The organism is Myceligenerans xiligouense (assembly GCF_003814695.1).
Classification (GTDB): domain Bacteria; phylum Actinomycetota; class Actinomycetes; order Actinomycetales; family Cellulomonadaceae; genus Myceligenerans; species Myceligenerans xiligouense.
Window position 1 is genome coordinate 3,503,027 of record NZ_RKQZ01000001.1, and the last position, 25,457, is coordinate 3,528,483.

15 protein-coding genes are annotated in these 25,457 nt (G+C 70.5%); 6 read left to right on the forward strand and 9 right to left on the reverse strand.

The window, feature by feature from the left end; translation table 11 throughout:
* Window positions 1-23 precede the first annotated feature (23 nt).
* The 5 genes from EDD34_RS15280 to EDD34_RS15305 form a co-directional block, all read right to left on the reverse strand.
* Window positions 24-425, reverse strand: a complete 402-nt coding sequence (locus EDD34_RS15280) for a RidA family protein (RefSeq protein ID WP_123815331.1) — start codon at window positions 423-425, stop codon at window positions 24-26.
* Window positions 426-436: 11 nt separating this feature from the next.
* Window positions 437-1,642, reverse strand: coding sequence for an alanine racemase (locus EDD34_RS15285; RefSeq protein WP_123815332.1), 1,206 nt, complete (start codon window positions 1,640-1,642; stop codon window positions 437-439).
* Between the two features lie 17 nt (window positions 1,643-1,659).
* Window positions 1,660-5,055, reverse strand: a complete 3,396-nt coding sequence (locus tag EDD34_RS21230; protein WP_246012479.1) for a family 20 glycosylhydrolase — start codon at window positions 5,053-5,055, stop codon at window positions 1,660-1,662.
* A 196-nt stretch (window positions 5,056-5,251) separates the two neighbouring features.
* Window positions 5,252-6,223: a L,D-transpeptidase family protein gene (locus EDD34_RS15300; RefSeq protein WP_123815333.1), complete on the reverse strand. Its 972-nt coding sequence runs from the start codon at window positions 6,221-6,223 to the stop codon at window positions 5,252-5,254.
* A gap of 265 nt (window positions 6,224-6,488) precedes the next feature.
* The gene (locus EDD34_RS15305; RefSeq protein ID WP_123815334.1) at window positions 6,489-8,474 is read right to left on the reverse strand and encodes an HNH endonuclease signature motif containing protein; all 1,986 of its coding nucleotides are present in this window, start codon (window positions 8,472-8,474) and stop codon (window positions 6,489-6,491) included.
* Between the two features lie 577 nt (window positions 8,475-9,051).
* Here EDD34_RS15305 and EDD34_RS15310 point away from each other — a divergent pair.
* The 5 genes from EDD34_RS15310 to EDD34_RS15325 all read left to right on the forward strand — a co-directional run bounded on the left by EDD34_RS15310 (window position 9,052) and on the right by EDD34_RS15325 (window position 16,647).
* A complete protein-coding gene (locus tag EDD34_RS15310) occupies window positions 9,052-10,662 on the forward strand; it encodes a TROVE domain-containing protein (RefSeq protein WP_123815335.1) in 1,611 nt (536 codons plus the stop codon).
* Window positions 10,663-10,831: 169 nt separating this feature from the next.
* A complete protein-coding gene (locus EDD34_RS15315) occupies window positions 10,832-13,681 on the forward strand; it encodes a glycoside hydrolase family 9 protein (RefSeq protein ID WP_123815336.1) in 2,850 nt (949 codons plus the stop codon).
* A gap of 347 nt (window positions 13,682-14,028) precedes the next feature.
* Window positions 14,029-14,217: a hypothetical protein gene (locus EDD34_RS15320; RefSeq protein WP_123815337.1), complete on the forward strand. Its 189-nt coding sequence runs from the start codon at window positions 14,029-14,031 to the stop codon at window positions 14,215-14,217.
* Window positions 14,218-14,367: 150 nt separating this feature from the next.
* Window positions 14,368-14,496, forward strand: coding sequence for a hypothetical protein (locus tag EDD34_RS21420; RefSeq protein WP_281277766.1), 129 nt, complete (start codon window positions 14,368-14,370; stop codon window positions 14,494-14,496).
* A gap of 90 nt (window positions 14,497-14,586) precedes the next feature.
* Window positions 14,587-16,647 carry a cellulase family glycosylhydrolase gene (locus EDD34_RS15325; RefSeq protein ID WP_123815338.1) on the forward strand — a complete coding sequence of 687 codons (2,061 nt, stop codon included), beginning with the start codon at window positions 14,587-14,589 and terminating at the stop codon, window positions 16,645-16,647.
* Window positions 16,648-16,919: 272 nt separating this feature from the next.
* Here the strand turns inward: EDD34_RS15325 and EDD34_RS15330 are convergent, their stop codons facing one another.
* Genes EDD34_RS15330 through EDD34_RS15340 form a run of 3 tightly spaced genes read right to left on the reverse strand, consistent with a single transcriptional unit; the run spans window position 16,920 to window position 22,703 of the window.
* Complete coding sequence (locus EDD34_RS15330; protein WP_123815339.1) at window positions 16,920-18,656, reverse strand: AIPR family protein; 1,737 nt, start codon at window positions 18,654-18,656, stop codon at window positions 16,920-16,922.
* 40 nt (window positions 18,657-18,696) lie between these two features.
* Window positions 18,697-22,065 (reverse strand): ATP-binding protein, encoded by a 3,369-nt coding sequence (locus EDD34_RS15335; RefSeq protein ID WP_123815340.1) that lies wholly within the window; start codon window positions 22,063-22,065, stop codon window positions 18,697-18,699.
* Window positions 22,062-22,703: a hypothetical protein gene (locus EDD34_RS15340; protein ID WP_123815341.1), complete on the reverse strand. Its 642-nt coding sequence runs from the start codon at window positions 22,701-22,703 to the stop codon at window positions 22,062-22,064. The genes EDD34_RS15335 and EDD34_RS15340 overlap by 4 nt, the downstream gene beginning before the upstream one ends.
* A gap of 266 nt (window positions 22,704-22,969) precedes the next feature.
* Between EDD34_RS15340 and EDD34_RS15345 the strand changes: the two genes are divergently transcribed.
* Window positions 22,970-24,220, forward strand: a complete 1,251-nt coding sequence (locus EDD34_RS15345; RefSeq protein ID WP_123815342.1) for a hypothetical protein — start codon at window positions 22,970-22,972, stop codon at window positions 24,218-24,220.
* Between the two features lie 27 nt (window positions 24,221-24,247).
* On the opposite strand, the gene EDD34_RS15350 is transcribed toward EDD34_RS15345, so the two are convergent.
* Window positions 24,248-25,246 (reverse strand): HNH endonuclease, encoded by a 999-nt coding sequence (locus tag EDD34_RS15350; protein ID WP_123815343.1) that lies wholly within the window; start codon window positions 25,244-25,246, stop codon window positions 24,248-24,250.
* Window positions 25,247-25,457 lie beyond the last annotated feature (211 nt).

Below are 25,457 nucleotides of genomic sequence, written 5' to 3' on the forward strand. Positions count from 1 at the left end.
CGGGCCGGCGGGCCCCCGCCGGGTCAGTCCGTGATCGCCAGGGCGTCGATCTCCACCAGCATCTCCGCACGCGGCAGGCCCACCATCACGGTGGTGCGGCTCGGCAGCACACCGGACGGGCAGTGGCGCGTCACGAACGCGCCGTACGCCTCGTTCATCGCGGCGAAGTCGTCCCGCGAGGTCAGGTACACGCGGAGCATGACGACGTCCTCGAACGTCGCGCCCGACGCCTCGACGATCGCGGCCACGTTCTCCAGCGTGCGCGTGGTCTGCGCGGCGACGTCGCCCGCGTGCACGTACTCGCCCGTCGCCGGGTCCACCGGCCCCTGCCCGCTCACCTGCACGAACGGACCCTTCCGCACACCCTGGTGGAACACGTGCGCCGGGGCGGGCGCGGCGTCGGTACGGATCGCCTGCTTGGTCATGGGGGTTCCTCTCAGTGGAAGGCGAGTTGCAGCGGCTCGACGATCTCGTCGCCGTCGACCAGGTACGCGGTGCGGTAGAGCTGGAACGTCGTGCACGGGTGCGAGATCCCGAAGCCGACGACGTCGCCCGGGCAGATCTCCCGGGCGGCGACCGCCCCGACCCGCACGAAGGCGTGCTGGTCGTTGAGCGCGGTGACCTCGCCCCAGCCGTCGGGCAGGTCGCGCGCCGCGCCCAGCCGGCCGCCGTCGTCCACGGTACGGACCGTGAGCGGCGTCGGCAGGTCGATGTCCGACGACGCGTCGCGGCGTCCCACACCACAGATGACCAGGCCGGGCTCCGGCACCGACAGCACCTGGCCCCACACCGTCAGCGCCGGGCGCAGCGGGCCGGCACCCAGCCGGCGCCACGGGTCCGTGCGCCGGTAGTGGCCGTGGTCGTGGGCGACGTACGCGCCGGACCGCAGCACCACGCGCGTCGCCACGGCCGCCCCGGCCGGGTCGGTCAGCGGCGTGGTCAGCTCGCGCAGCACGACGTCGGCGAACGCGCTCCCGCCCGCGCTGAGCACCACCTCGCCGTCCACGAGTCCCGCGACCCGGGCGCCTGCCGCGCGCAGGTCGGCACACCAGCCGGCCACCGCCTCGAGCTCGGCGTCGCTGGTGCCGCTCGCCACCGGACCCTCGTACCCGGCGACGCCGACGAGCCGCAGCCCCGCCTGGGTCACCTGCCGGGCCAGGGCCGCGACCTGGGCGACCGACCGCACCCCGGTGCGCCCGCCGGGCACGCCGACCTCCACGAGCACGCCCAGCCGCTCGGGGAACACGGCCTCGGCGAACGCCGTGTCCAGGAGCGCCACGCCCTCGGACGAGTCGACGTAGACCCACGCCTCCTGGACCTCACCGGCGTCCAGCGCGTCGCGCAGCCACCGGATCTCACGCGGGTCGGTGAGCTCGTTCGCCAGCAGCACCCGGGTGCGCAGGCCCACCTTGCCCCACCAGACGACCTCCCGGAGCTGGCCGGGGGTCGCCACCGTCGCGCCCCACGTACCAGCCGCCGCCTGGCGCCGGTAGATCCCGGTGGACATGTGCGTCTTCACGTGCGGCGCGAACTCCACGCCGGCGTCCGTGAACACCTCGGCGACGCGGGCGATGTTGTGCTCCAGCGCCGCCAGGTCGACGGTCAGCAGCGGCCAGGACAGCGAGAAGTCGTCGATGCGCACGGGGAGATTGTGCCCGATCAGCCGGGCCGGGCCGGGCGGCCCGGGGTGGCACCCGTCAGGTGGCCGTCCGAGAGCACCCGGACGCCGCGGACCAGGACGTCGTCGATCCCCGACGCGACCACGCGCGGGAGGTCGTAGGTGGCGCGGTCGCGGAGGGCGTCCGGGTCGACCAGGACGACGTCGGCCACGGAACCGGCCGTGAGCGTGCCGCGCCCGGCGAGGCCGAAACGACGCGCCGCCCGGGCCGACAGGTGCTCCGCGGCGTCGTGCCACGACCAGTCGCCGGAGCCGACGTGCTCGGCGAGCATCCGCGCGAACGCGCCCCAGCCGCGCGGGTGCGGGCGACCGCCCAGGTAGATCGCGTCGGAACCGCCCAGGTGCGCCGCGTGGTTCGCGAGCGCCCGCACCGACTCGGCCGAGTTCGTGGGCGGCTGGGCGAACACGCAGGTGGCACGCAGACCGGTGGCCACGAGGATCTCGATGACGGCGCCGGCGGGATCGAGGCCGAGCAGGCCGGCGACGTCGGGCAGCGTGCGGCCCTCCGCCCAGGTGAGGTTGCGGTGCCCGCGGTCCGGGACGGACGCGAACGTGACGCGCGGCCACACCTCCGCGAGCGCCGGGAAGTGCTCGCGCCGCAGCCGGGCGACCACGGCGGGATCCCGCAACGCGGCCGCCGTGGCCTCCGGGTCGGCGAGCGGCAGCCAGGACGGCAGCGAGACCATCGCGAGGATGGAGCATCCCCGCAGGTAGGGATAGGAGTCGAAGGTGACGTCGAGGCCCTCGGCCCGCGCCTCGTCGACGTACCCGGCCAGTTCGGCGGCGGGCCCGTGGTAGTGCGACACATGGGTGGCGGCTCCTGACGCCCGCGCGACGCGCACGAGTTCCGCGAACGCGTCCCCGGCCTTGTCCTCGTACCCGCGCATGTGGCTGACGTGCGGCAGCCCGCGCTTCGCGACCACTTCCGCGAGGGTCACCAGTTCCCGCTCGTCGGCGTATCCGCCGGGCACGTACTCGAGGCCGGTGGAGAGCCCGCAGGCGCCGTCGGCCAGGGCCTGGCGCAGGAGGGCGCGCAGGCGCGCGAGGTCCTTCTTCGTGGCGCGCTTCGGGCTGCCGCCGAGCACCGCGTGCCGGATCGTGCCGTGCGGGGCGAGGTAGGCGACGTTCACCGGGACGGTGCCGTCGTAGCCGGCCAGGAGGTCGCGGACGCGGGGCCCGCGGTATCGGGGGTGGTCACCGAGGATCGCCGCGAAGTACGCCGCGGGCCAGGAACCGTCGCCGGGCGCGTACGAGACGCCGTCCTGCCCGGTCACGACCGTCGTGACGCCCTGCCGCAGGAGCGCGAGCTGGACGTCCGGGTCGAACACCGTTCCCTCGGCGTGCGAGTGCGCGTCGATCAGGCCGGGCAGGGCGATGCGGCCGTCGGCGTCGAGCACGGGGCCGGCGGGCGCATGGCCGTCGGGCGCTGGGCAGTCGGTCACGGGGCCGTCAGGCACGGGGCCGGCGCCGGCCGGTGCGACGCGCGCGACCCGGCCGTCCGCGAGGTGGAGGTCGACGGGCTCGGACAGCGACCCGTCCGGTAGCGGGAGGCGCGCGCCGCGGACGACGGTGACCTCGGCGGCGGGTGGCCGGCCTCCGCGCACACCCGCACCGGTGGTGGTCGGCGTGCGGACGTGGTGGTCGGCGAACGCTCCCGCGTCCGCGCCGTGCGGCCGGGTCTCGGTGGCGCGGGCCTCGGCCGTCTCCCGCGCGAGGTCCCGGGGCGCGCCCGGCACGCCCGGCCGCCGCTGCCAGGGGCGCGGGCCGTCGAGGGGCCGGTACTCGACGCCGAGGGCGTCGAGCCGTGGCAGGTGGTGTGCGGCCAGCCGGTCCAGGAACGCGGCCGACGACGGCGTCCCGGGCGCGCGATCGGCCGCGGGTGACCAGAGCACCTCGGCCACGGCCGCGAGCCGGGGGAAGGTGGCGTAGTCGACGCGGCGCGCGGAGTCCAGGTGCTCGGTCCACACCTGCGCCTGCCCGCCGAGCAGCCGCTCGTGCGGCACCGCGGCGGCGCCCGGGTCGTAGGACAGGACGTCCTCGACGGTACGGAGGAAGCCGACGGGGATCGGTTCGTCCGGGTGTTCGCCGGCGCGGTGGTCGAGGTACCAGGCCGTCTCGGGTGCGACGACGACGTCGTGCCCCGCGGCGGCTGCCCGCGGCCCGACGCCCGGGCTGCCGGACCGCCAGGCCATGACCGCGACGTCGCGGGGCAGGTCGGGGCCGAACGCCTCGTCCCAGACGATCGCCCGCCGCCCGAGGTCGCGCACGTGGTCGGCCAGCCTCGCGACGAACCAGCCGTGCAGGCGGGCGACGTCGGGGTCGCCGTCCGGCCGGGTGAAGCCGAGCGAGGCGGCCCGGGCGCGGATGTCCGGCGACCGTTCCCAGCGGTCCGGCGGGACCTCGTCGCCGCCGAGGTGGATCCACGGGGCGTCGAAGACGTCCGCGACCTCGTCGAGGACGTGCCGGAAGAACGACAGCGACTCGTCCGACGGGTCGAGCACGTCCTCGCTGATACCCCAGGTGGTGCGGGCGCCGCGGCGGTCCTTGCGGGTCCCGAGGAACGGGTAGGCGGCGGCCGCGGCCTCGACGTGTCCGGGCACGTCGATCTCGGGGACCACGGTGACCCCCCGCTCACGCGCGTAGGCGACGATCTCGCGCAGGTCGTCCTGCGTGTAGAAGCCGCCGTGGGGTGTGCCGTCTCCGGTCCCGGTGCGCCACGTGCCGATCGTGGACTCCGCGCGCCACGCCCCGGCTTGCGTCAGTTCGGGATAACGGTGCACCTCGAACCGCCAGCCCTGGTCGTCGGTCAGGTGGAGCTGGAGCACGTTGAGCTTGTGCGCCGCGGCGAGGTCGACGAACCGCAGCACGTCGTGCCGGGGCAGGAAGTGCCGGGCGACGTCGAGCAGGACGCCGCGGTGGGCGAAGCGGGGGTGGTCGTCGATCGTGACCGCGGGCAGGCCGACGCCGGCCGAGGACGCCCCGGCGCTCCCGTCACCGGCGACGCGGCGGACGGGCGCGCGACGGAACGCCCCCGGCCCGGCGAGCTGCCGCAACGTCTGCGCGGCCGCGTGTGCGCCGTCGAGGTCAGCGGCCTCGACGCGCACCCGTGCCGGCGGGCCGGGGGTGATCGTGAGGCGATAGCCGCCCGGTGGCAGGCGGCCGACGAGTACGAAGCTCACGTCCGCTGCGGCCACGGCGCCGTCGTCGGGCACGAGGTCGACGCCGAACGCCGCCTCCGTGACCCGGCGCCACCAGCGCGCGGCGGGCCGGAGGCCCGTGTCCGAGGCGACCCGCGCCCCGTCACCGAGCGTGGCCGTCCCGCTCCCGGTCTCCAGCGACACGGGTGCGGGAACGAGACCGAGATCGTCGGGGGCCACGGAGTGCCACCTTAGTCGCGGGGCGGAAGGATGGTGACACGGCGAAACGTCCTCGGGTGATCGCGTTCGACGTGATCGAGACGCTGTTTCCGCTCGAGCCGGTGCGCCGGCGGCTGATCGACGCCGGACAGCCGGGCCACGTGCTGGAGCCGTTCTTCGCACGCCTGCTGCGGGACGGGTTCGCCCTCGCGGACAGTCAGTACACGTGGACCGGGGTGCCGATGGCGGCGCCCCAGGACCAGATCCAGTCCATCGCGGTGTTGGACACGCGGATGCAACCGTGCGAGGCCGGGTAGGCGGGGATCGACGGCGAGCCGTGCACGGCGATGCCGCCGGTGAAGTACTTGGGCCGGTACAGGCTCCCCAGGTCGAGGGACGACTCCCGCATCCCGTCGACCTGCCGGTACACGGTGTAGCTGCCGCTGGGGGTGTTCGCCACGTACTGGGCACCCAGGGCCTCGTAGCTCTCGCCGTTGCCCGACGACGCGTTGAACGTGCGGGTCACCGTGCCGTTCTCGACGACGAGCAGCACCTGCCGGCCGAGGTCCACCTCGATGCCGGTGCCGCCGTACCGCGAGACCGGGACCACGCCGTTGTCCAGGGCCTTCTGGGTGGCCGGCCCCACCACCCCGTCCCGGCCCAGGCCGGCGACCTTCTGGAAGGCGACCACCGCCTGCCAGGTCTCGCCGCCGTACACGCCGTCCGCGGAGGTGACCTGGTAGCCGAGCTGCCGCAGGCGCTCCTGCATCCGCGCCACGTGCTCGCCCTGCTCACCGAGGGTGATCTCCGCGAGGCGGGCCTCCCGCTCGGCCTCGGCCTTGGCCTTTGCCTCGGCTTTCGCCGCGGCCTCCGCCTCGGCCCTGGCCCGCGCCTCCGCGGCCTCCGCCTCCTCGGCCGCCCTCGCGGCGGCGGCCCTGGCCTCCGCGTCGGCGCGGCGGTCGGCCGCCTGCTCCTGTTCGGCGGTGCGCCGCGCGTCCAGCGCGGACTCCAGGTCGGCGGCCGACATGACAGCGCCCGACCCCTCGGTGCCGCTGGTGGACGACGGCGTGGCGAGTTCGTCCGTCCTTGTCTCCCGGGCCTCGCTGCTGCCGGCCGTGACCAGGGCGGCCGCCAGGGCCACCACACCCAGGGTGCCGATCGTGATCTTGCGCGTCGCGCCGTCGTCCATTGCTGTTCCTCCCGTATGGCGGCACCGCGGTCCGGCCCGCGACTGCCGTCCGGCCGTCGTCGCCCGCTGCCAGGTACGTCTCCTCTGTTCAGGGGAGATCGCACGTGCCGTTCTTCATGGGAGGAGACGGGCGGGACGCACGGTTCGTTGCGCGGACGGGTCGGATCGTCACCCGACCGTGACCGAAGGGGGTGCGCGTGGTTCCCGGCCGGTGCGGGTGACGTGGTCCGTGCGGGTGACGTGGTCGGCGCCGGATGCCGCCCGATCAGAAGGGCACGGCGTCGTCGAACTGCGGCGGACCGGGGTCGTCGTGATCGCGGGCACGGCCGGGTGCCTCCTTGCCGGTGGTGAGGTGTCCTTGCGGGTGGGTCGTCCAGCGGCGGCCGGTGGGACTGGTCCAGGTGATCGTGCCGTCGGCCGCGAGATGTGAGGTCCAGCGGGTCTGGTGCTTGGTGATGTGGTGGGCCCGGCACAGGTGCACCAGGTTGTCGTGGTCGGTACGGCCGCCGTCCGCCCAGTCCGTGACGTGGTCGACGTCGCAGCGTTCGGCACGGGCGCCGCACCCGGGCCAGCGACACGTCACATCCCGGATCTTGAGGTATTCGCGCAGATCCGCGGGCACGACGTAGGAGTCCCTGCCGACCGACACCACCGCGCCGGTCTCGGGATGCGTGAGCAGGCGCCGCAGGCTGGGTGCCTGTGCGATCAGCCGCGAGGCGATCTCGTCGTCGACGGGAACCTGCCCGTCCAGCATCGCCGGACCAGCACCCGGGTCGAGGTCCTCGTGACCCGGGAGACCCGCGATGCGCAGCAGCGGCACGGTCACGTGCACCACCGGGCGGATCGACCGAGCCAGCGGCACCAGCCACATCGGGTCGTCGTGCTCCTGGGGGTGAAGGGCGTGACCGGGTGAGGTCTGGCCGCGGTCACCTGCCTCCCGGTCCTCGCGGCCGCCCGGACCCCCGCTGCCGTCACCGGCCACGCCGCCGTGATCGGCTCCGCCGCCGTGCTCGTGGACCCGGCAGGTCAGCGCCTCGTCCTTCCCGGGCGTGCCCGTGGGTACGCCGGCGCCGGTCACCCGCACGGGCGCCTCGCCCGGCTCGGGACGGTGCGGCGTAGAACCTGACGGCACGGGGTCGAACCCCGCCGCGACGGGGGCCGCGGCATCGGGCGCTGCCGGAGCGGGCATTGCCGGACCAGACTTCGTAGGACCAGGCGTGCCGGCGAGGAGCAGTTCGGCCAGGGTGTCGGCCCGGAGCTGGGCGCGCGTGCGCGGGTCGCCTTGCTCGCGCGCCTGACTCGCGGTGGCGCGCAGCCGGTCGTCGATCCCGTGGGCGGTCACGGCGGGCAAGAACGCTTCGAGGTATGCCATGCCGTCGCCGGCCTCCTCCAGGCGCACGAACCTGTGGTCGGCCGCCTTCTCGCACCGCACGTCCAACGGTTCGCGGTGGTGCTTCTCCCGAGCGGTGCGGGCACGACGACGTACCTGCCCGGGCGAGAGCACGCCTCCGGTGAACACCTGCTCGGGCGGCGGCAACGGAGCGTCCGCCTGCTCAGGATCCTCGCCCACGACCGGGTTCATCACCTCATCGGTCACCTTGTCCGCAACCTCGGGATCGAGGCCCGCGAGCTGGGAAGCCATCGCCCGGGCGTGGGCCAGGGAGATGCGTCCGTCCAACAGCTCGTCCAGGACCCGCGCCCCGGTCGATGCGAGGATCTCGGCGTCGGTCAGCAGCCCTGCCGCGGAAGGGGCTGCCACCTGCATCACCGCGCCCAGTTCTGCCGCCAGGCCACGGCGGGCCAGGTTCTCCACCCACTCGGCGAGCGTGCCACGCCGGCCCTGCGCGCGGGTCGCCATGGCCGCCGCCTCGGTGTCGACCAGTGCGTCACGGGAGACCCGCTCGGCGATGCGGCGCGCGCGCTCGATGGCGGCGATCATGCGCCCCGACATCGCGGCCACCCGTGCCTCGGCTTCTGCCACGTCGTCCACCGCGCGAGCCAGGTCATCCAGCGTCGGGTCCTCGGGCGTGGCGACCGTGGCCGCGACACGCTCCGCAGGATCGACCGGGCGGCCGCTCATCGCTGCCAGCGCCACCGGCTCGGCCCCGCCGACAGCAGTCGGCACGGTCAGGTCGTAGGCACCACGACGGCCGTCCGGCTCGACCGCCGCGGATTCGATGCGCACGGGCGCGCCAGCAGCACCGACGGCGTTCACACCACCCCACAGCAGACTCGCTCGACGAAGCATCATGTGACCTATTCTGACATCACCGGCTCGTACACGCATCCGCACATGAGAGGATTGCAGGAATCTGTGGACAACGTCATTCACAGAGGATCACCCCCACCGAACGGGCGCACCGAACCGCGGACAGCGGCCACGGAACCGGACGAAATAACGTCGCGGACGTCGTCGGCCCCGTTCTAGGCTCACGCCCGGACAACTGAACAACGGACGAGGTGCAGGGCGGGCCGGAGACGGTCGGTTCACTCCCACTCAGGGTTGCGGGTTCGAGTCCCGTCGTCGCTGCGGTGGCGTAGCTCAACTGGCAGAGCATGAGAAACACCGGCGGTCGATCACACGCCCGCCCGGACCTCGTCGGAGCGGGCCGGAGCCGATCGGTTACCTGGTCATGGCAGTGCGGGTTCGAGCCTCGCGCCCGGTTCGCCGGGTGTTCTGCCGCCGGCGGCGTCACACGCCCGCTCACCGCCGAGGCGGTGGCGGGTGTCCATCACGGGACACCCGCCACCGCCTCGGCGCGTCCGGACCGAACAGGCCGACCCGGCCACCGCCGACGTCGTCCCCATGTACGAGGAGGGAAGCACCCATGGACATCCTGCGCGCCATCAGCCGACGCCGGACCCCGCAGCACGAACAGGCCGACGCCGGCCAGAAGCGGAACGCGGCCGGCGGGTACTCCTTCGTGCTCGACGACATCGCGCGGCTGCGTCGCTTCCTCACCCTCGGCGTCGACGGCGGCACCTACTACGCCGCGCCCGGCGACCTCGCCCGGGACAACGCCGCGCTCGTGCTCCGCATGGCGGAGCAGGACCCGGAGACGCTGGTCCGCACCATCGTCGACGTCTCGACGCGCGGTTCCGCGCCCCGGCAGCAGCCGGCGCTGTTCGCACTGGCCGCGGCGACCTCGGTGCCGGGCTGCGGCCCGGCGGCTCTCGCGGCGCTACCCCGCGTGGCGCGTACCGGAACCCACCTGTTCCAGTTCGCGGGCTACGTCGAGCAGTTCCGCGGCTGGGGTCGCGGCCTGCGCCGCGCCGTCGGCCGGTGGTACACGGACAAGGACGTGGACGCCGTCGCCTACCAGGCGGTCAAGTACCGGCAGCGCGACGGGTGGTCGCACCGCGACCTGCTGCGACTGGCGCACCCGGTTACGGCCGACCCGGCCCTGCGGGCCACGTTCGACTGGATCACCCACGGCGCGACCGGTGACACGACCCCGCGTCTGATCGAGGCGTTCGTCCGCGCCCAGGCGACCTCGGACGTCGCGACGTGGGCCGCACTGGTGCGCGACGCAGGCCTCACCTGGGAGATGCTTCCTGATGCCGCGCTCGGTGAGACGGCGGTGTGGGACGCGCTGCTCGACGTCGGCGTACCGGCCACGGCACTGATGCGACAGCTCCCGCGGTTGACGCGGCTGGGCATGCTGCCCGCCACCGGTGGGCGCACCGCCGAGGTCGCCACGCTGCTGGCCGACCCGGAGCGGCTGCGCCGCGCCCGCGTGCACCCGGTGAACGTGCTGGTGGCGCAGCGGACGTATGCCTCGGGCCGGTCCGCGCGCGGCACAGGCACGTGGGAGCCGACGCCGGCGGTCACGGACGCGCTCGACGCCGCGTTCTACGCGGCGTTCGGGGCCGTCGAGCCGTCCGGCACGCGGACGATGCTCGCCGTGGACGTGTCGGGGTCGATGGGCTTCACGAGGATCTCGGGCCTGCCGATCACGCCCCGGGAGGCCGCGGCCGCCCTCGCGCTGGTCCAGCTCGCCACGGAACCGGCGGCGTCCGCCGTCGCCTTCACCGCGGACGGCGGCGCCGGCCCGAACGGGTGGGGCCGGCCGCCCGCACTGGCACCGCTACGCGTCTCCCCGCGTCAGCGGCTCGACGACGCCCTGCGCGTGGTCGACTCCCTGCCGATGGGAGCGACGGACTGCGCGCAGCCGATGCTGCACGCGACCCGCGAGCGCCTGGAGGTAGACACGTTCGTCGTCTACACGGACAACGAGACGTGGCACGGCCAGGTGCACCCGTACCAGGCGCTGCGCGAGTACCGGGAGCGTTCGGGCATCGCGGCACGGCTCGTCGTCGTCGGCATGACGGCGACCGAGTTCTCGATCGCCGACCCGGCCGACCCGGGGATGCTCGACGTCGCGGGGTTCGACGCCGCGGTGCCATCGCTGATCAGCGAGTTCGCCCGAGGGCTGTGAGCGTCGGCGTCGGCACCGGCCGTCGCCTCGCCGGGCACCGGCCGGTCGCCCGGTGCCCGGCGCTAAACGTTTCGGCCCCGCGCCGCTTCTTGCCGCCCTCGGGGCGCCTGGCGAAAGTATCGGATCGGACCTGCGTCGACGTGGACGCGGGCGGATCCGAGAGGTAGCCATGCATCCACGAACCACCGCACGACGGCGCGCGGCGGCGCGGGCCACCGCGCTCACGGCGACGTGCGCCCTGCTCGCCGCCGGGACTGCCGGTGTCGCTCCGGCGGCCTCCGCGGCCGGCGACCACAACTACGCCGAGGTCCTGCAGAAGTCCCTGTTCTTCTACGATGCCCAGCGTTCGGGTGACCTCCCCGACGACTTCCGCGTCAGCTGGCGCGGGGACTCCGGCATGGACGACGGCGCCGACGTCGGACTCGACCTGACGGGCGGCTGGTACGACGCGGGCGACCACGTCAAGTTCGGGCTGCCGATGGCGTTCACGACGACGATGCTCGCGTGGGGCGCCATCGAGAGCCCCGGCGGCTACACGGCGTCGGGCCAGGAGGACGAGCTCCTGGACTCGCTGCGGTGGGTGAACGACTACTTCATCAAGGCGCACCCCGAACCGAACGTGCTCTACGCCCAGGTGGGTGACGGCGACGACGACCACAAGTGGTGGGGCCCGGCCGAGGCGATGCAGATGGAACGCCCGGCGTTCAAGGTCGACGCGTCCTGCCCGGGCAGTGACGTCGCGGGTGAGACGGCGGCCGCGATGGCGGCGTCGTCCATCGTGTTCGCGGACTCCGACCCCGCCTACGCGGCCGAGCTGGTCACCCACGCCGAGCAGCTCTACGACTTCGCGGACACCTACCGGGGCGAGTACTCGGACTGTGTCCCCGCCGGGAACTTCTACAACTCGTGGTCGGGGTACCAGGACGAGCTCGTGTGGGGCGCCTACTGGCTCTACGAGGCCACCGGGGACGCGAACTACCTCGCCAAGGCGGAGGCGGAGTACGACGGGCTGTCGACCGAACCGCAGACGGACACCCGTTCCTACCGCTGGACGGTCGCGTGGGACGACAAGTCCTACGGCGCCTACGCGCTGCTGGCGCAGGCGACCGGCGATCAGCGGTACGTCGACGACGCGAACCGGTGGCTGGACTTCTGGACCACCGGCTACGAGGGCCAGCGGATCGACTACTCGCCCGGCGGTCAGGCGCACCTCGACACGTGGGGGTCGCTGCGCTACGCCGCGAACACGGCGTTCGTCGCCCTGACCTACGGTGACTGGCTCGCGCAGCAGGGCGACACGACGCGCGCGCAGACCTATCACGACTTCGGCGTGAGCCAGATCGACTACGCGCTCGGCGACAACCCGCGGGGCTCGTCGTACGTCGTCGGCTACGGCGAGAACCCGCCGCAGGACCCGCATCACCGCACCGCCCATGGTTCGTGGCTCGACTCGCTGACCGATCCGGCAGAGACGCGGCACACGCTCTACGGTGCCCTGGTCGGCGGCCCCGGCTCACCGGACGACTCGTACACGGACGACCGGGGGGACTACGTGTCGAACGAGGTCGCCACCGACTACAACGCGGGCTTCACCTCGGCCCTCGCCTACCTGGTCGACGAGTACGGCGGCACGCCGTCGGCGAGCTTCCCCCAGCCGGAGACGCCCGATCAGGACGAGTTCTTCGTCGAGTCGAGCCTCAACCAGCCGGGCACGCAGTTCACCGAGATCAAGGCGATGGTGCGCAACCGGTCCGCGTTCCCCGCGCGGGTGCTCGACGACGTGCGGGTGCGCTACTGGTTCACCCTCGACGCCGGCGCCGACCCGTCCACGATCCAGGCCTCGACGAACTACTCCGAGTGCCCGGACGGCACGGCGAGCGTCGGCCACGCCGGCGGGGACCAGTACTACGTCGAGATCGACTGCTCCGGCTCCCCCGTGTATCCGGGCGGGCAGTCGCAGCACCGCCGCGAGATCCAGTTCCGGGTGACCGCCGACGTGTGGGACCCCAGCAACGACTGGTCGTACACCGGGGTCGGCGACGACCCGGCCAAGAACGACCGGATCACGCTGTCGGAGGGCTCCGAGCTGCTGTGGGGTTCCGCGCCGGGTCCGGTCGAGCCCGACACGACGGCGCCCACGGCGCCGGGCACGCCGGTGGCCGACGACGTGACCGCGTACGGCGCGACCCTGACCTGGGCCGCCTCGACGGACACCGAGTCGGGGGTCGCCTCGTACGACGTGCTGCTCGACGGCGCGGTGGTGGCGACCACGCAGGACGCCACGCATGTCCTCACCGGACTCGACGCCGACACCACCTACGAGGTCGCCGTCGTCGCCACCGACAACGCGGGCAACACGTCGCAGCCCAGCGACGTGGCGACCTTCACGACAGCCGAGGAGCCGGCGCCCGACACGACGGCGCCCACGGCGCCGGGTACGCCGGCCGCGAGCAGTGTCACCGCGAACGGCGCGAGCCTGACATGGACCGCGTCCACCGACGACGGTTCCGGGGTCGCCTCGTACGACGTGCTGCTCGACGGGACGGTCGTGGCCACCAGCGTCACCGCGGAGTACACCCTCACCGGACTCGACGCCGACACCACCTACGAGGTCGCCGTCGTCGCCACCGACAACGCGGGCAACACGTCGCAGCCCAGCGGCGTGGCGACCTTCACCACCGCGCAGGCCCCGGACCCGGGCGCCATCTCCTGCACGGCGTCGTACGGCGTCGTCAACCAGTGGGACAGCGGCTTCCAGAGCGAGGTGTCCGTGACGAACACCGGGACCGAGACCGTGGAGGACGCGGTCGTCACCTGGGAGTTCACGAACGGCGAGACGATCACGCAGTCGTGGACGGGGACAGCGACGCAGTCCGGCGCCACGGTGACCGTGGTCGCACCCGGCTGGGCCCCGGACCTCGCCCCGGGCATGACGTGGAGTTTCGGCTTCATCGGCACGGGGACTCCGGTCGCGCCGACCGCCATCCTGCTCAACGGCACGCCCTGCACCATGGAGTGACCCGACACCGACCGGCCGCGCCGTCCCGTTCCGCCGTCTCACGGCAACGGGGCGGCGCGGCCGTGCTCCGGCGCGGGGCGCTGGGGGCACGGGGGGGGCGCGGGGGGGCGGGGGCGAAAAACAGCGCTGACCAGGGAACGTCCAAGATCTTCGAGATCGGATTCCCACGTCAAGAAATGTACGAACAGAAATGCTGGACAGGTGTCCAACAGCAACATCCCTATTTACCTTGACGGCATTCTTTTCTCGCTGGCAGGCTCTCCTTCACCATCGAGCCAGGCCCGTGAACCCACGACGCAGGTCGTGCGGATCAGCCCGGCCGGAGCAGCAACAGAGAGAAGAACGCCATGGGCGACGCGATCGCCGCAGGTGCCGAGGTCCGGGTCACCGGAGCGTCGAGCACGGAGCACGGGGCCGAGGGTGTGGTGAAGACCATCCGGCGCGGATGGGCCGGGATGGAAGCGGTCGTGGAATCCCCCGGCCTGCTGCGGAAGCGGGAGTTCACCGTTCCGCTGATGGACCTGTCGAGGAAGTGATCCGGGCCCTCGCGGAGGGCAACCATGGCGGGGGTCCGGGAGGATGCTCCTGGGGTAGGCGTGGGGGCGCTGCCCCGGGGCTCGAAATGCAACCGTTTAGGATGGTCGGCCGGCCTATAGCAATGGTGTGCTGTCCGCTACGGTCCGATCATGTCCCGGACCCCGTCGCCGCGTGAACTGGCGGTCATGGTGACGGCGCCGCAGGACGAACTGGCCGAGGCTCGGGAGCTGATCGCGCGGCAGGCGGCGTTGCTCGCCGAGCGTGATGCGGTGCCGTGATCAACGAGCACGCAGCGCAACCCTGCCTACTTCCTGAACGGCTACGAGCTCACGGCATCACCACTCCGTCAACCGGCAGAGAGAGCAACCATGACACTCACCCTGCAAGGCAGAACCAGGCTGCGACTCGCAACGATCTTCACCGCCCTCCTCGCGCTGCTCGCCACGGGAGCGATCGGTGCCGTCAGTGCCGATGCCAGCCCTCAGGGCTGCCACGTCGACTACAAGGTCACGGCCGAGTGGAACGGCGGCTTCATCGCCGATGTGAAGGTGACCAACCTGGGTGACGACCTCGACGGCTGGGAGCTCGAGTGGGCCTTCCCCTCCGGACAGCAGGTCACCCAGGCATGGTCCGCCGACATCGCCTCCTCCGACGCCGACGCCACCGCGAGGAACCTCAGCTACAACTCCCGGATCACGACCGACGAGACGGTCTCCTTCGGATTCGCCGGCACCTGGAGCGGCGCAAATGCGACCCCGACCTCCTTCACGCTGAACGGCGTCCTCTGCGACGGCACGATCAGCGACCCCTCCGTCACCCCGTCTCCCGGCGGCGAGCTGAACGCGATGGAGACGGTCGCGGCGATGGAACCCGGCTGGAACGTCGGCAACACACTCGACGCGATCCCCGAGGAGACCTCCTGGGGCAACCCGCCGATCACCGAAGAGCTGCTCGACTTCGTCAAGGCCTCCGGCTACAAGTCGATCCGCCTGCCCGTCACCTGGACCGACTACATCGGCGAGGCCCCCGACCACACGATCGACCAGGCACGGCTCGACCGCGTTACCGAGGTCGTGGACTGGGCGATCGAGCGCGACCTCTACGTCCTGCTGAATCTGCATCACGACTCGTGGATGTGGATCAACGCCACGCCTACCGACCACGACGCGGTGGTGGCGAAGTACGACGCGGTCTGGACACAGCTGGCCGACCGCTTCAAGGACCACTCCGAACTGCTGGTGCTCGAGAGCATCAATGAACCGCAGTACGCCGACGCCACCGACGAGGAAGGCGACGCCTACAACGACGAGCTCAACCGCCTGTTCCACGAGATCGTGCGCGGCTCCGGCGGCAAGAACGCCGACCGGCTCCTGGTCCTGCCCACCCTCCACACCAGCGGCGAGCAGGCCCGCCTCGACGCGCTCACCGCCACCATCGACGAGCTCGATGACGACATGATCGCCGCGACCGTCCACTTCTACGGCTGGTGGCCCTTCAGTGTCAACATCGCCGGGGGAACCCGGTACGACGAGAACGTCGAGGACGACATCGTCGGTACCTTCGGCCGCGTCCACGACACCTTCGTGGCCAACGGCATCCCGGTGATCATCGGCGAGTGGGGCACCCTCGCGTACGACTACACGCGGCCGGGCATCATCCAGCACGGCGAGCTGCTGAAGTTCTACGAGGCGGTCCAGTTCCAGGCCCGCGACAAGGACGTCACCTTGATGCTGTGGGACGCCGGCTCGTTCGTGAACCGCAACACGCTCCAGATGCGCGACCAGCACCTCCACGAATGGTTCGTGTCGAGCTGGACCTCCCGTTCGGGCACCGCCTCGTTCGACTCGATCTACCTCGACAACAGCGCCGCGATCGAGTCCCGGTCACTGACGCTGAACCGCAACGGGCTCGAGTTCGAAGGGCTGTGGCACGGTGACACGGAGCTCGCCGAGGGCAGCGACTACACGGTCACCGGCGACACCCTCACCGTCACCTCCTCGGCGCTCACGCGCCTGTCAGGGGACCGGGCCCACGGGGTGAACACCTCCATCGAAGCGCGGTTCTCGGACGGGATGCCGTGGCAGATCTACATCATCGGCTACGACACGCCCGTACTGGCCGACGCGACGGGCACCACCGAGTCGTTCGCGATCCCGGCCCAGTTCACCGGTGACCGGCTCGCCACCATGGAGTCGGTCTACGCCGCCGACGAGACCCCGACCGAGCCCGCCACCTGGACTCCGTTCAAGGAGTTCTGGTCGACCTTCCAGCCCGACTACGAGGCGGGAACCATCCTCCTCAAGCCCGCTCTGCTGAACGAGCTCGACGACGGCCAGACCGTCAGGTTGACGTTCCACTTCTGGGGCGCCGGCGAAGTCGCTTACGAGATCACCAAGAACGGCACGAGCGTCACCGGCTCGGCCCTGTAGAACGACACCGCGCAAGGCCGCCGACGCGTCTCGCGTCGGCGGCCTTGCCGCTCCTGGCCACGAGAACTCGAGGCCTGACTCGAGCGCCGGCATGCGCTGAGATCTCTGTGCGTTCACGCATGTCACAGCGCCAGAATGGCTGGTTTCGGGCACAATATCCGAAACCAGCCCTGTAGCTGGGCTCGCTTCGCAGCGCCTCCCAGAAAGCCCCTTGCCCAACGAAAAGCGCAGCAATCCGATCCGTCATCGGACCAGACGCCCATCCCAGGCACTCAGCGACGCGTGCCGTTCAGTTCTCGCCGGGCCCGCTCGGCGAAGCGGGTCGTCCGGACGGCTTGGCTCAGCGGCACCCCGGCCTTCTTCTCGGCATCGATGGCTCGTTGCACAGCGGGCAGCAGCTCGTTGACGAGCTTCTCGGCCCTGGCCTCGTCCCACATCACCTCCAGGATCGGGACGCACAGCTTCTCCGCCGCGCGGTCGTTGCCGGGCAGCTTGCGGATCGGACCAATCAGGCGCTCCCTGATGAGCGCCATCAGGTGATGCTGCGCGGGCCGGTAGCCGCGGGCGATGTGCTGGTTGCGGATCAGCCACTCCAGCCGATACCACGTCACCGCGGCCGTGTAGTAAAGGACCTGCGGCTGCCCCGCCACGAACAGTTCCTTGCCACGCGCCTTGATCAGTTCCTGGTAGCGGCCGACGCGCGCTGGTTCGTCCAGGAACATGGCCAGATACGCGCGGCTGAGCTGTCCGCGGCTGATCACGCGGGTCTGCTCCACGTCCTTGTTGCCGCTGTACTGTTTCGCGCGGCGCTCGTAGAAGAGCCGGTGTTCCCTCGTCGTCCTGCCGAGCGCGAAATGGTCCTCCAGCCCCTTGTGGAAGTCCTCGCGCGCGGCCAGGTCCTCGTCGCTGACCGGGGTCTGCTGGTTGGTCGCGGCCACGATGCCCTGGATGACGTCCTCATCGGTCGAGTGCACGATGTGGACGCTGACGAAGACCTCGTCGGTGAGCTGATCGCGTTCGTGGAACAGGACGTGACAGGTCTGGCACCCGTTGACGATCTGGAAGTCGTCCAGAACGAATTTCTCTCCGACCAGCCTCATCTCGCGGGCCACGATCGTGATGCCGTTGTTCATCACCGCGAACCGCTGCCGCTGGACCGGGTCCCGCAGCGTTTCCCGGATGCCGGTGTTGACGGCGTTGTAGCCCTGGAAGGCTCGGACGTTGCTCTCGAAGAGCTGCTGGCGCAGATTTCCCGCGTCGTCGACTAGCATCTCGCTCACCAGTGTCGGAGCAGAAATCAACCCGACGAAGGACTGCTTGACCCCGGGCGCCTCCGGCAGCGGGAACTGCCTCGGCATCGGCACGGTCACTTGGACGGTGCTGAGCGCCCGCCCGTACAGCGTGCGCAGCTCGCGCCAGTTCACGCAGCGCACGTCGACCGTCTCGAACCGGTTGAGCCGCCCCAAGGCATTCTCGGCCGAGCGCGCCTTCTGCGTGATCATCTTCGCGATCTGATCGCCGGTGGTCACGTAGCGGACGTGCAGCTCCGGGAGCCGACCGGCCAGGCGCACGGGATCGTCGAACACGACCTCGACGCATTCGCGCAGGCCCCTCACCTCGTCGGACACCTCGTACGGCAGTTCCTGGTCGGGTCCGCAGAGGTGGCTGAGATTCTCCGCGAGGTCCGAGATCACCTTGCTCTCGAACCTGCTACTGGTCTTGGCCTGGATGATCACGAACTGCACCCGCGGCTGCTTGCTGGCCTGCATCGCCGCCCGGACGTCGTCCCGCTCCCGGTACATCTGCCCCTCGATCACCACCGCGTAGGCGTCGATGCCGAGGTCGTTGCCCCCACCGGTGCGGTAGGTGTCCGGATCGAAGGAGTCGTTGCAGAACGTGTTGAGCACGCAGAAGGTCGCGAAGACCTCGAAAGCCTCGTCCTGCGGCAGCCCGCTCCGGCCCTGGTCCTTCTGGAACGCTTCAAGGAGGCTCTGGATCACTGTCTCCATGGCAGGTCCTTCCCCACTTCTGCGTCGGTGCGCGGCGGTCCTACCGGGCGCGATCGACGACCTCTTCGACGGTGAGCGGGCTCGACGGGTGATGGCTCAGGCAAATGGGTGTACGAATCCTCTGGAACGTCAGCCCTTCGGCCACCGAATAGAACTGCCCGGCGCGGAGCCGGGAGATGTCCGGCACGACGCTGCCCTTCGCAGCCGCCATCTCCTTCACCGCGGCGATCTGAGCCGGGCTGTTGAGGAACCCGAAGAACTGCGTGGCCGCGTTCCCGGCGATCCGGTTGTGAATGCCGCGCGGTGCCTGCGTCGCGAAGACCAGGCCCAGCCCGTACTTACGCGCCTGCGACGCCAGCGCGAGCGTGCTCGACGTGCTGGCCGTCAGCGCCCCGGACGGAGCGATGGTCTGCGCCTCGTCCATGACGAGAAGACCACCCAGCGGCCGGTCCCCGGCCGGGTTGCGTTTGATCCATGCGAACAGCGCCATCTGGAGCTGGTTCACGAAGCTCTGCCGCTGCTCCTCCGTGGGCAGGCCGACCAGGCTGATCACGGAGATCCGGGCGCGCTTGCCCTCCGGCGGGGTGAGCAGCACGCCTGGGTCCACCGGCTCGCCTGATTCGCCGAACATCGGGTCGTTGATCATCGCCGCACGCAGGGTCTGCGCCATGTCCGCGGCCATCTGGTGGGCGTTGGCGAGTTTCGTGACGCCGGCGGGCAGATCGCCGAGCAATTCCAGAAAGGCGCCGAGCCCTCCCCGGGGTCTCCGAGCGAAGTGCCGGAGCGCCTCCTTGAGGACGGCCCGGTGCAGATCGGCCTTCGCGGTGGCCCCGTTGACGCGAGCACGTGGCGCGAGGGCGTCAACGGCGGTGTCGATGGCCTGGAGGAACTCGTCCGGGTCGTCGACGACGGCCGCGAAATCGGGCAGTGGGTGGAACGTCAGCGGACGCCCCGCCTCCCTGCGAGGCGTCCACACGACGACGTCAGTGTTGCTCAGGTAGTCCTCTGCTCGTTCCGCGTCATGAGGTCCCCAGCCGTTCGGCAGCCGTGGCCACGCGTCCCCGAGCCGGGCCAGGTCGTTGTTGGGATCCAGCACGATGGCCGACACGCCCCGCAGCGCGCACTCCTCGACCAGCCTCCGGATGAGCACGGTCTTGCCGGATCCGGACCCTGCGAAGATCGCCGCGTGCTTTCGCAGGGACTCCAGAGTGATGGACACGGGCGCGCCCGTGTCCATCACAGTCCCGATGTCGAGCATCAAGGGGTCCGACGACGCGTGGTGCTCCCCGTTCATGTCCGACGGCGGACGATTCTCCACGTCTTCGCCCGACGACGACTCGCGCGTCGCCGCGTCGTCCGACGTCGCCTGCGTGGGAATGGTCTCGCCGACCACGACCTGCGCGGACGCGACGTGACCCGCCACAGGAGTCGACCCGTCCCCTGACTGCGCGGGCGCCGGTGGTCCGGGCTCCGAAGCACGCACGTCGCCGTCGTCCCGCGGATCCCCGAAGACCCGCCGGAGGATTCCCGTGCGACCAGTGGGTCTCCGGTTCAGGAGCCACGTGCGGAACTCGTCGGACGGCTCGGTGGTCGACAGCCGCTCCAGCGCCGCGAACGTTCGCAGGTCCGTCTCCATGTCGACGCGTGGAAGGTCGATCACGATCCCGCCGGCGTCCGTGAACTCCTGGACCATCTGTCTGGTCTTTGGGCCGCCGGACCAGTCGCCGGTGCGTAGGATATAGGCCTTGCGCTTCGACACCTCCGGGTCGACACCCGTGTAGTTCAGGACCCGCTTGACCCTCGTGATCACCGCATTCCCGTTCGACGAGGCGATCGCGCGGAACGAACGGTCGATCCGGTCCTCGGTGTCCTCGTCCACGATGTGGTGGAGTTCGCCGTGCAGGGCGGGGTTGCCGGCGGCCATCGTCTCGTGCGGGACCCGGTACCGGGTGCGCGCTTCACCCTGTTCCTCGACCCACCAGGTCAGAGCCGAACGCATGAGCTGCGGCATACGTTCGTCCTCGCGCTTCGCATCGAATGCTTCGGCCACGTTCGCGACGAGTGCCGCATCGTTCTGCATCAGATCGGCCAGTTTGCGATCCATCGCAGCGAACGCGGTCTCATCGCCCGACGGGGGCTGCTCCGGCATGCGCTCCGGAATCTGCTCCGCGGCCGACGCGGCCAGGCTCATCAGCTCGGTGACCTGGTCCGAATTCAGGCACTCCTGAAGGTGATCGTCGACCCGGCGGATGAGGCCACGAGCGGTGAAATGCACGGCGTCCCTGAACGCGTCCGGGTGAATCGGCCAGCTCGCATAGGGAGGGGTGACGTTGAGCTGACCGAACGCGAGCGCGAACCGGCGCTCGATCAGGGTCAGCGCGATCTCGGGCGACGGGAGGAACTTCAGCTGCTGGGCGCGGCGGAAGCGTTGCGCGACGGATCCAAGGGCGTGAAGCTCGATTCCCTCCCAGACCGAGTCCATGCAGGCGACGAGAACCAGCGACCGGCGAGTGACCTCGCGCAGTTCCATGAGCCCGCTGCCGACCTCCTCGAACTTCTTCATCCGCAGCGATTCCAGGGAGTCGGAGTCCGCGGAGCCCACGGCCGTCTCGTGCTGCACCTCGGGTGCGGCGCTCCCCGTGGGCCGATTCGACTGCTGCACCAGCGTGTCGATCTGGTCCAGAGCGATCACGCTCGGTCCGGTGAGCGCGATGAGCTTGAAGAGTTCGCCGACCGTCTCGTGCCCCGACCGCGACCTGGCTCGAATACCCCATTCCGCCCGCTCGCCGGTCACCTGTTCTTCTTCGGACGTCAGATAGGCACGGGCCAGCTCCCTGGCCGCGACGGAGCGGGTAGCGAGCAGCAGTACCAAGGCTCGCAGGGTGTGTCCGCACTCGAACGCCAGCTGCGGGTCCTTCTCACCCAGGGCATCGACGATCCCGTCGAGCCCTGATCGGGTGATCCGGTCCGGCCCGACAAGCTGGCGGTGCAGGGGTTCGGGCAGATCGAGCGCCCGGGACAGCCGCGACCGCAGCGTCTCGGCCTGGGTGGGCCCGTTCTTGAGCGGCCGTAGCAGGCAGCTGAGCACGTCTTCGGTGAGCTTGGGCCAGAACTGCCGCTCGTGGCGCAGGTCGAGGGCGAAGAAGTAGCCACCCGCAGCGATGGACTTCGACCTCACGGCGGAGACGAGGTGGCTCTTGCCGGAACCCGGCCGCCCGGTGACGACCACGCCGGTCGGGCTCTCCCCGGAACTGGCCTTGGCCACGTCGAAACCGGCCATGACCGTGCCGAGCGCCGGGCCGTTGATCCCGGCGATGTGCGTCCGGGGATCCTCCCAGATGCCGTCCTTGCTGACCGCCCAGTTCGCGCTGGCCAGCCCCTTCAGTGCCTCGCGTTCCCGCTCCCTCATGACCGCCCGATGGAGATCAGGTGCATGTCCTCGCCGCCCATGCGCAGCGCGGCCGCTCGGTCGGCCGCGGTCAGCGTCTTCTGATTGAACTCAGGGTCCAACAGCACCTCGGGTTCGAGCACCAGGTCGAACAGCGTGGCGTCCAGGTCGGCACGCGGAACGTCGTCGAGAGCGTCCCGGAGACGAGCCAGGCCGACCCAACCCCCCGGCTCGCGGGCCAACGTTGCATACGCGGAACGGATTCGCCCGGCGACGTAGTCGGGCGCAACGGCCGCGGGCCCGTCCTCCAGGCCGAAGATGTCCGCGACCTGCAGGTCGTTCCGAGCCATGTAGGCGGCGAGCCGGCCGGTCAGTCCGTACTGCAAGCGCGCCTGCTTCGACGCACGTGCCGGCGGTGGGCTGCTCAGTTCCTCGCCGCAGCGCCGCCACCCCACGTCCGTGAGTTCGTGCATCCACGCCCGGTAACGCCCGGCCTGCCACGCCCTGATGTATCCCAGTTCGACCAGGCGCTCCCGCACTCTTTTCTCGATCGTGACGCCCAACTCGTCGGTGAGATCCGCATTCGACACCTCCCGAGTCAGCGTCATGAGCGCTAGCAGCGCCGACCGTTCCGGCAGGTTCAGCTGGGAGTCCGCCATGTGGCAAATGTACCCAGATTCCGACATGAGAGGCAGCATTGCCGCAGCCAGTGACGCAAGTTCACCCGCAAGAGGTCCGGGGACGCCGGGGCGGGGTGCAGGGCAGAGCTCAGATGCCCACCCGCTCCGGGGTCCGGGGGCGTGCCCCCGGGGCGGGGTGTGAGGGCTCCGCCCCCGCAAGACACGACGAAGGGCGAGGCGGTCCGGCGTCAGCCGGACACACCTCGCCCATCGCACTCGTGGACCTTGCGGGACGGCACTCGAACATGGGTCCGCTGGCCAGGAAGCTGGAGGAGCTGATGAGGCGGCTCCCGAGTCTGGATGGGGTGGCTCCGGCGGCGGTCGAGCGTCCCGCTGCTCCTCGGCGGGTGAAGCCGCTCAGCGATGAGCAAGTCGGGGCGATCGCCGGGAGGTACGAAGCCGGAGCGACGGTCGGACGAGCGGGCATCGGACGCATCCCAGAGAATGGAAGGAGCGACGGCGTCCGAACTGCGCACGCGGCAGACAACCTCGTGGCGACTACCGAGACGAGGAGAGACATGGATCGCTGGAACCGAAGCGCCTCAGCCGCGGCGATGGTCTTGGCGGCCACCTTGCTTGCCGGAGGCTGTACGACGAACGGCGTCGCCGAGTCCACTGGCTCCCCATCCGCGAGTCCGCCGCCCGTTACCGACCCGAGCCCACCCGTCGGTACCGCCACAGGGCCGGAGACGTGGGAACCCGGCGCGTTCATAGCACGCCCGGAAAGCGGGGCGATCATCCGAATCTCGATGCCCGCCTCGGAGGAACTCGTCACTGAGATCGAGTCCTACCGCGAGCGCACGGGTGGGAAACCTGTGGTCTACTTCGCCACCGACGTCGACAACCGAGGTGGCATTGAAGAGGTCAACCTCGAGGAGATCAACCTCTACGACCCTGATGGACTGGAACACTCCTTTATCCCTGTCTGGCGGTGGATCAGCGACTGGGAAGAGCTGACTGACGACATAGATCTCGCCAACGAGGGCGTCGATCTGCACAACGACCTCCTAGGCGGTGTCGCAGTCTCGGAACGCAAGACGCTCCTGTTCGCTGGCGAGCACCTGCCCAACGAAGTCACGGACGTCCAAGTATCCGATGGCTTCACGGTGACCCATGCAGGCCCCGACGAGCCTGGCGAGGTCACCGATGCTCAAGCGAACGAAGCATTCATCGCGACAGCTCGAACCAGCCACCCGCTGCTTGAGCTTCTGTCGGACACGCAGCTGGCCGACTTCGGGGCGACAGCGTGCTCGGCCATGTCGCAGGTCAGCGTCAGTGGCCTGCCAGCAAACGAACAGGCCGCCGCAGTAGCGAACGAAGCGGAGATCATGGACGAGCGCATCGCCGAGATGGAAACAGCCCTGAACGAGAAGCTGGGCGCGGAAGATGCTGGCAACGCGGATGGAGTCGGCCAGTCCGTGTACACCGCAGCATCGATCCTGCTGTGCCCCGAGCACGGCGAACTCGCGACCGAAGCCTTCTGGAGCGAGCAGTAGGTCGCACCAACAGCCGAGATCCCGCCCCTACGCGACGACTTTGGCGCCCTTGGTGCGGTTGCACTTCCAGCACAGCGTTTGAAGGTTCTCGGGCACGCTGAGCCCACCCTTGGACACGGGCATGATGTGGTCGACCTCGAGCAGCAGGTGCGGCTCGTCGGCCAGTGAGACCGCGCAGCTCAAGCAAGTGTGGTTGTCGCGCTCCTTGATCTGGCTCCGCAGCTTGGTAGTCATCAGCGCGCGCTGCCCGGCAGCGGACTTGGCCCAGCGGATCTTCTCAACCAGCGTCGCGGACAGCGCCTCAAGCGTCGGGGTGTTCAGTTCGATGCGCGTCGTCTGACTACTGTTTCCACCGGCGGAGGTGTACTGGAACTTGTACTGCGGGTACGGCACCTCGATCGGGGACAGGTGAACGCCGACCCGGTCCCAGTACTCCCTGCGGAAGTGCTTGAGGATGAACGCAGGCGGGTCGATCTTCGCGGTAATGTCCGCCTCGCGCTGCTTCACGTTGGCGACAGCCTCTTCCAGCCGGGCGATGTCGTCCGCGACGCGCTGGACGTCTGCGAGCGTGTTCTTGTCGGCCTTGATGGAGAAGTACTTCATCACGTACTTGAGCGGGTCCGTGCTGGCATTACGTACGACCTGCAGCGAGGCGTTGTGCACGTGCGGGGCACGCTCGGCGACGTTGCGGTCGCGCCGGTTGTTCCAGGCCGAGGTGTTCTCGAACGAGGCGAGGTGCGCATACTGGCCGCTGGACGACGATCCGAGTTCGAACGAGCCCCGGGCGCGGATCTCCTCGACGTGGTCGACGACGTCGTTGTGCTCGGCAACCACGGAGGCGATCTCTGTTTTGAGCGTCTGGAAGTGCTCGGACGCAAAGTAGAGGTTCATACGGATGACACGGACGATGGGGTTGGCGATCAGGATCGCGACAAGCGCAAGCACTGTCAGCCAGAAGCTCTCCGTGGTCACCGGGACGACGATGACCGCGGCGAGCAGCAGGAGAAGGAGGATCGGCGTAGGCATGAGCGGCGGGGTCCTTGGGGTCGACGGTCGCGGCGGAGGATGAGCAGCGGCGATGCGACGAGATGTCCGAGGCGTCGCGCTTGCCCCAGTAAAAGGCCCCACCCAGAGATGCGCCACCACTACAGGTCAGGTTCACCCACTGTCCGGACGAGAGCGCTCAGATGCCCACCGCCACGGGGGTCCGGGGGCGTGCCCCCGGGGCGGGGTGTGG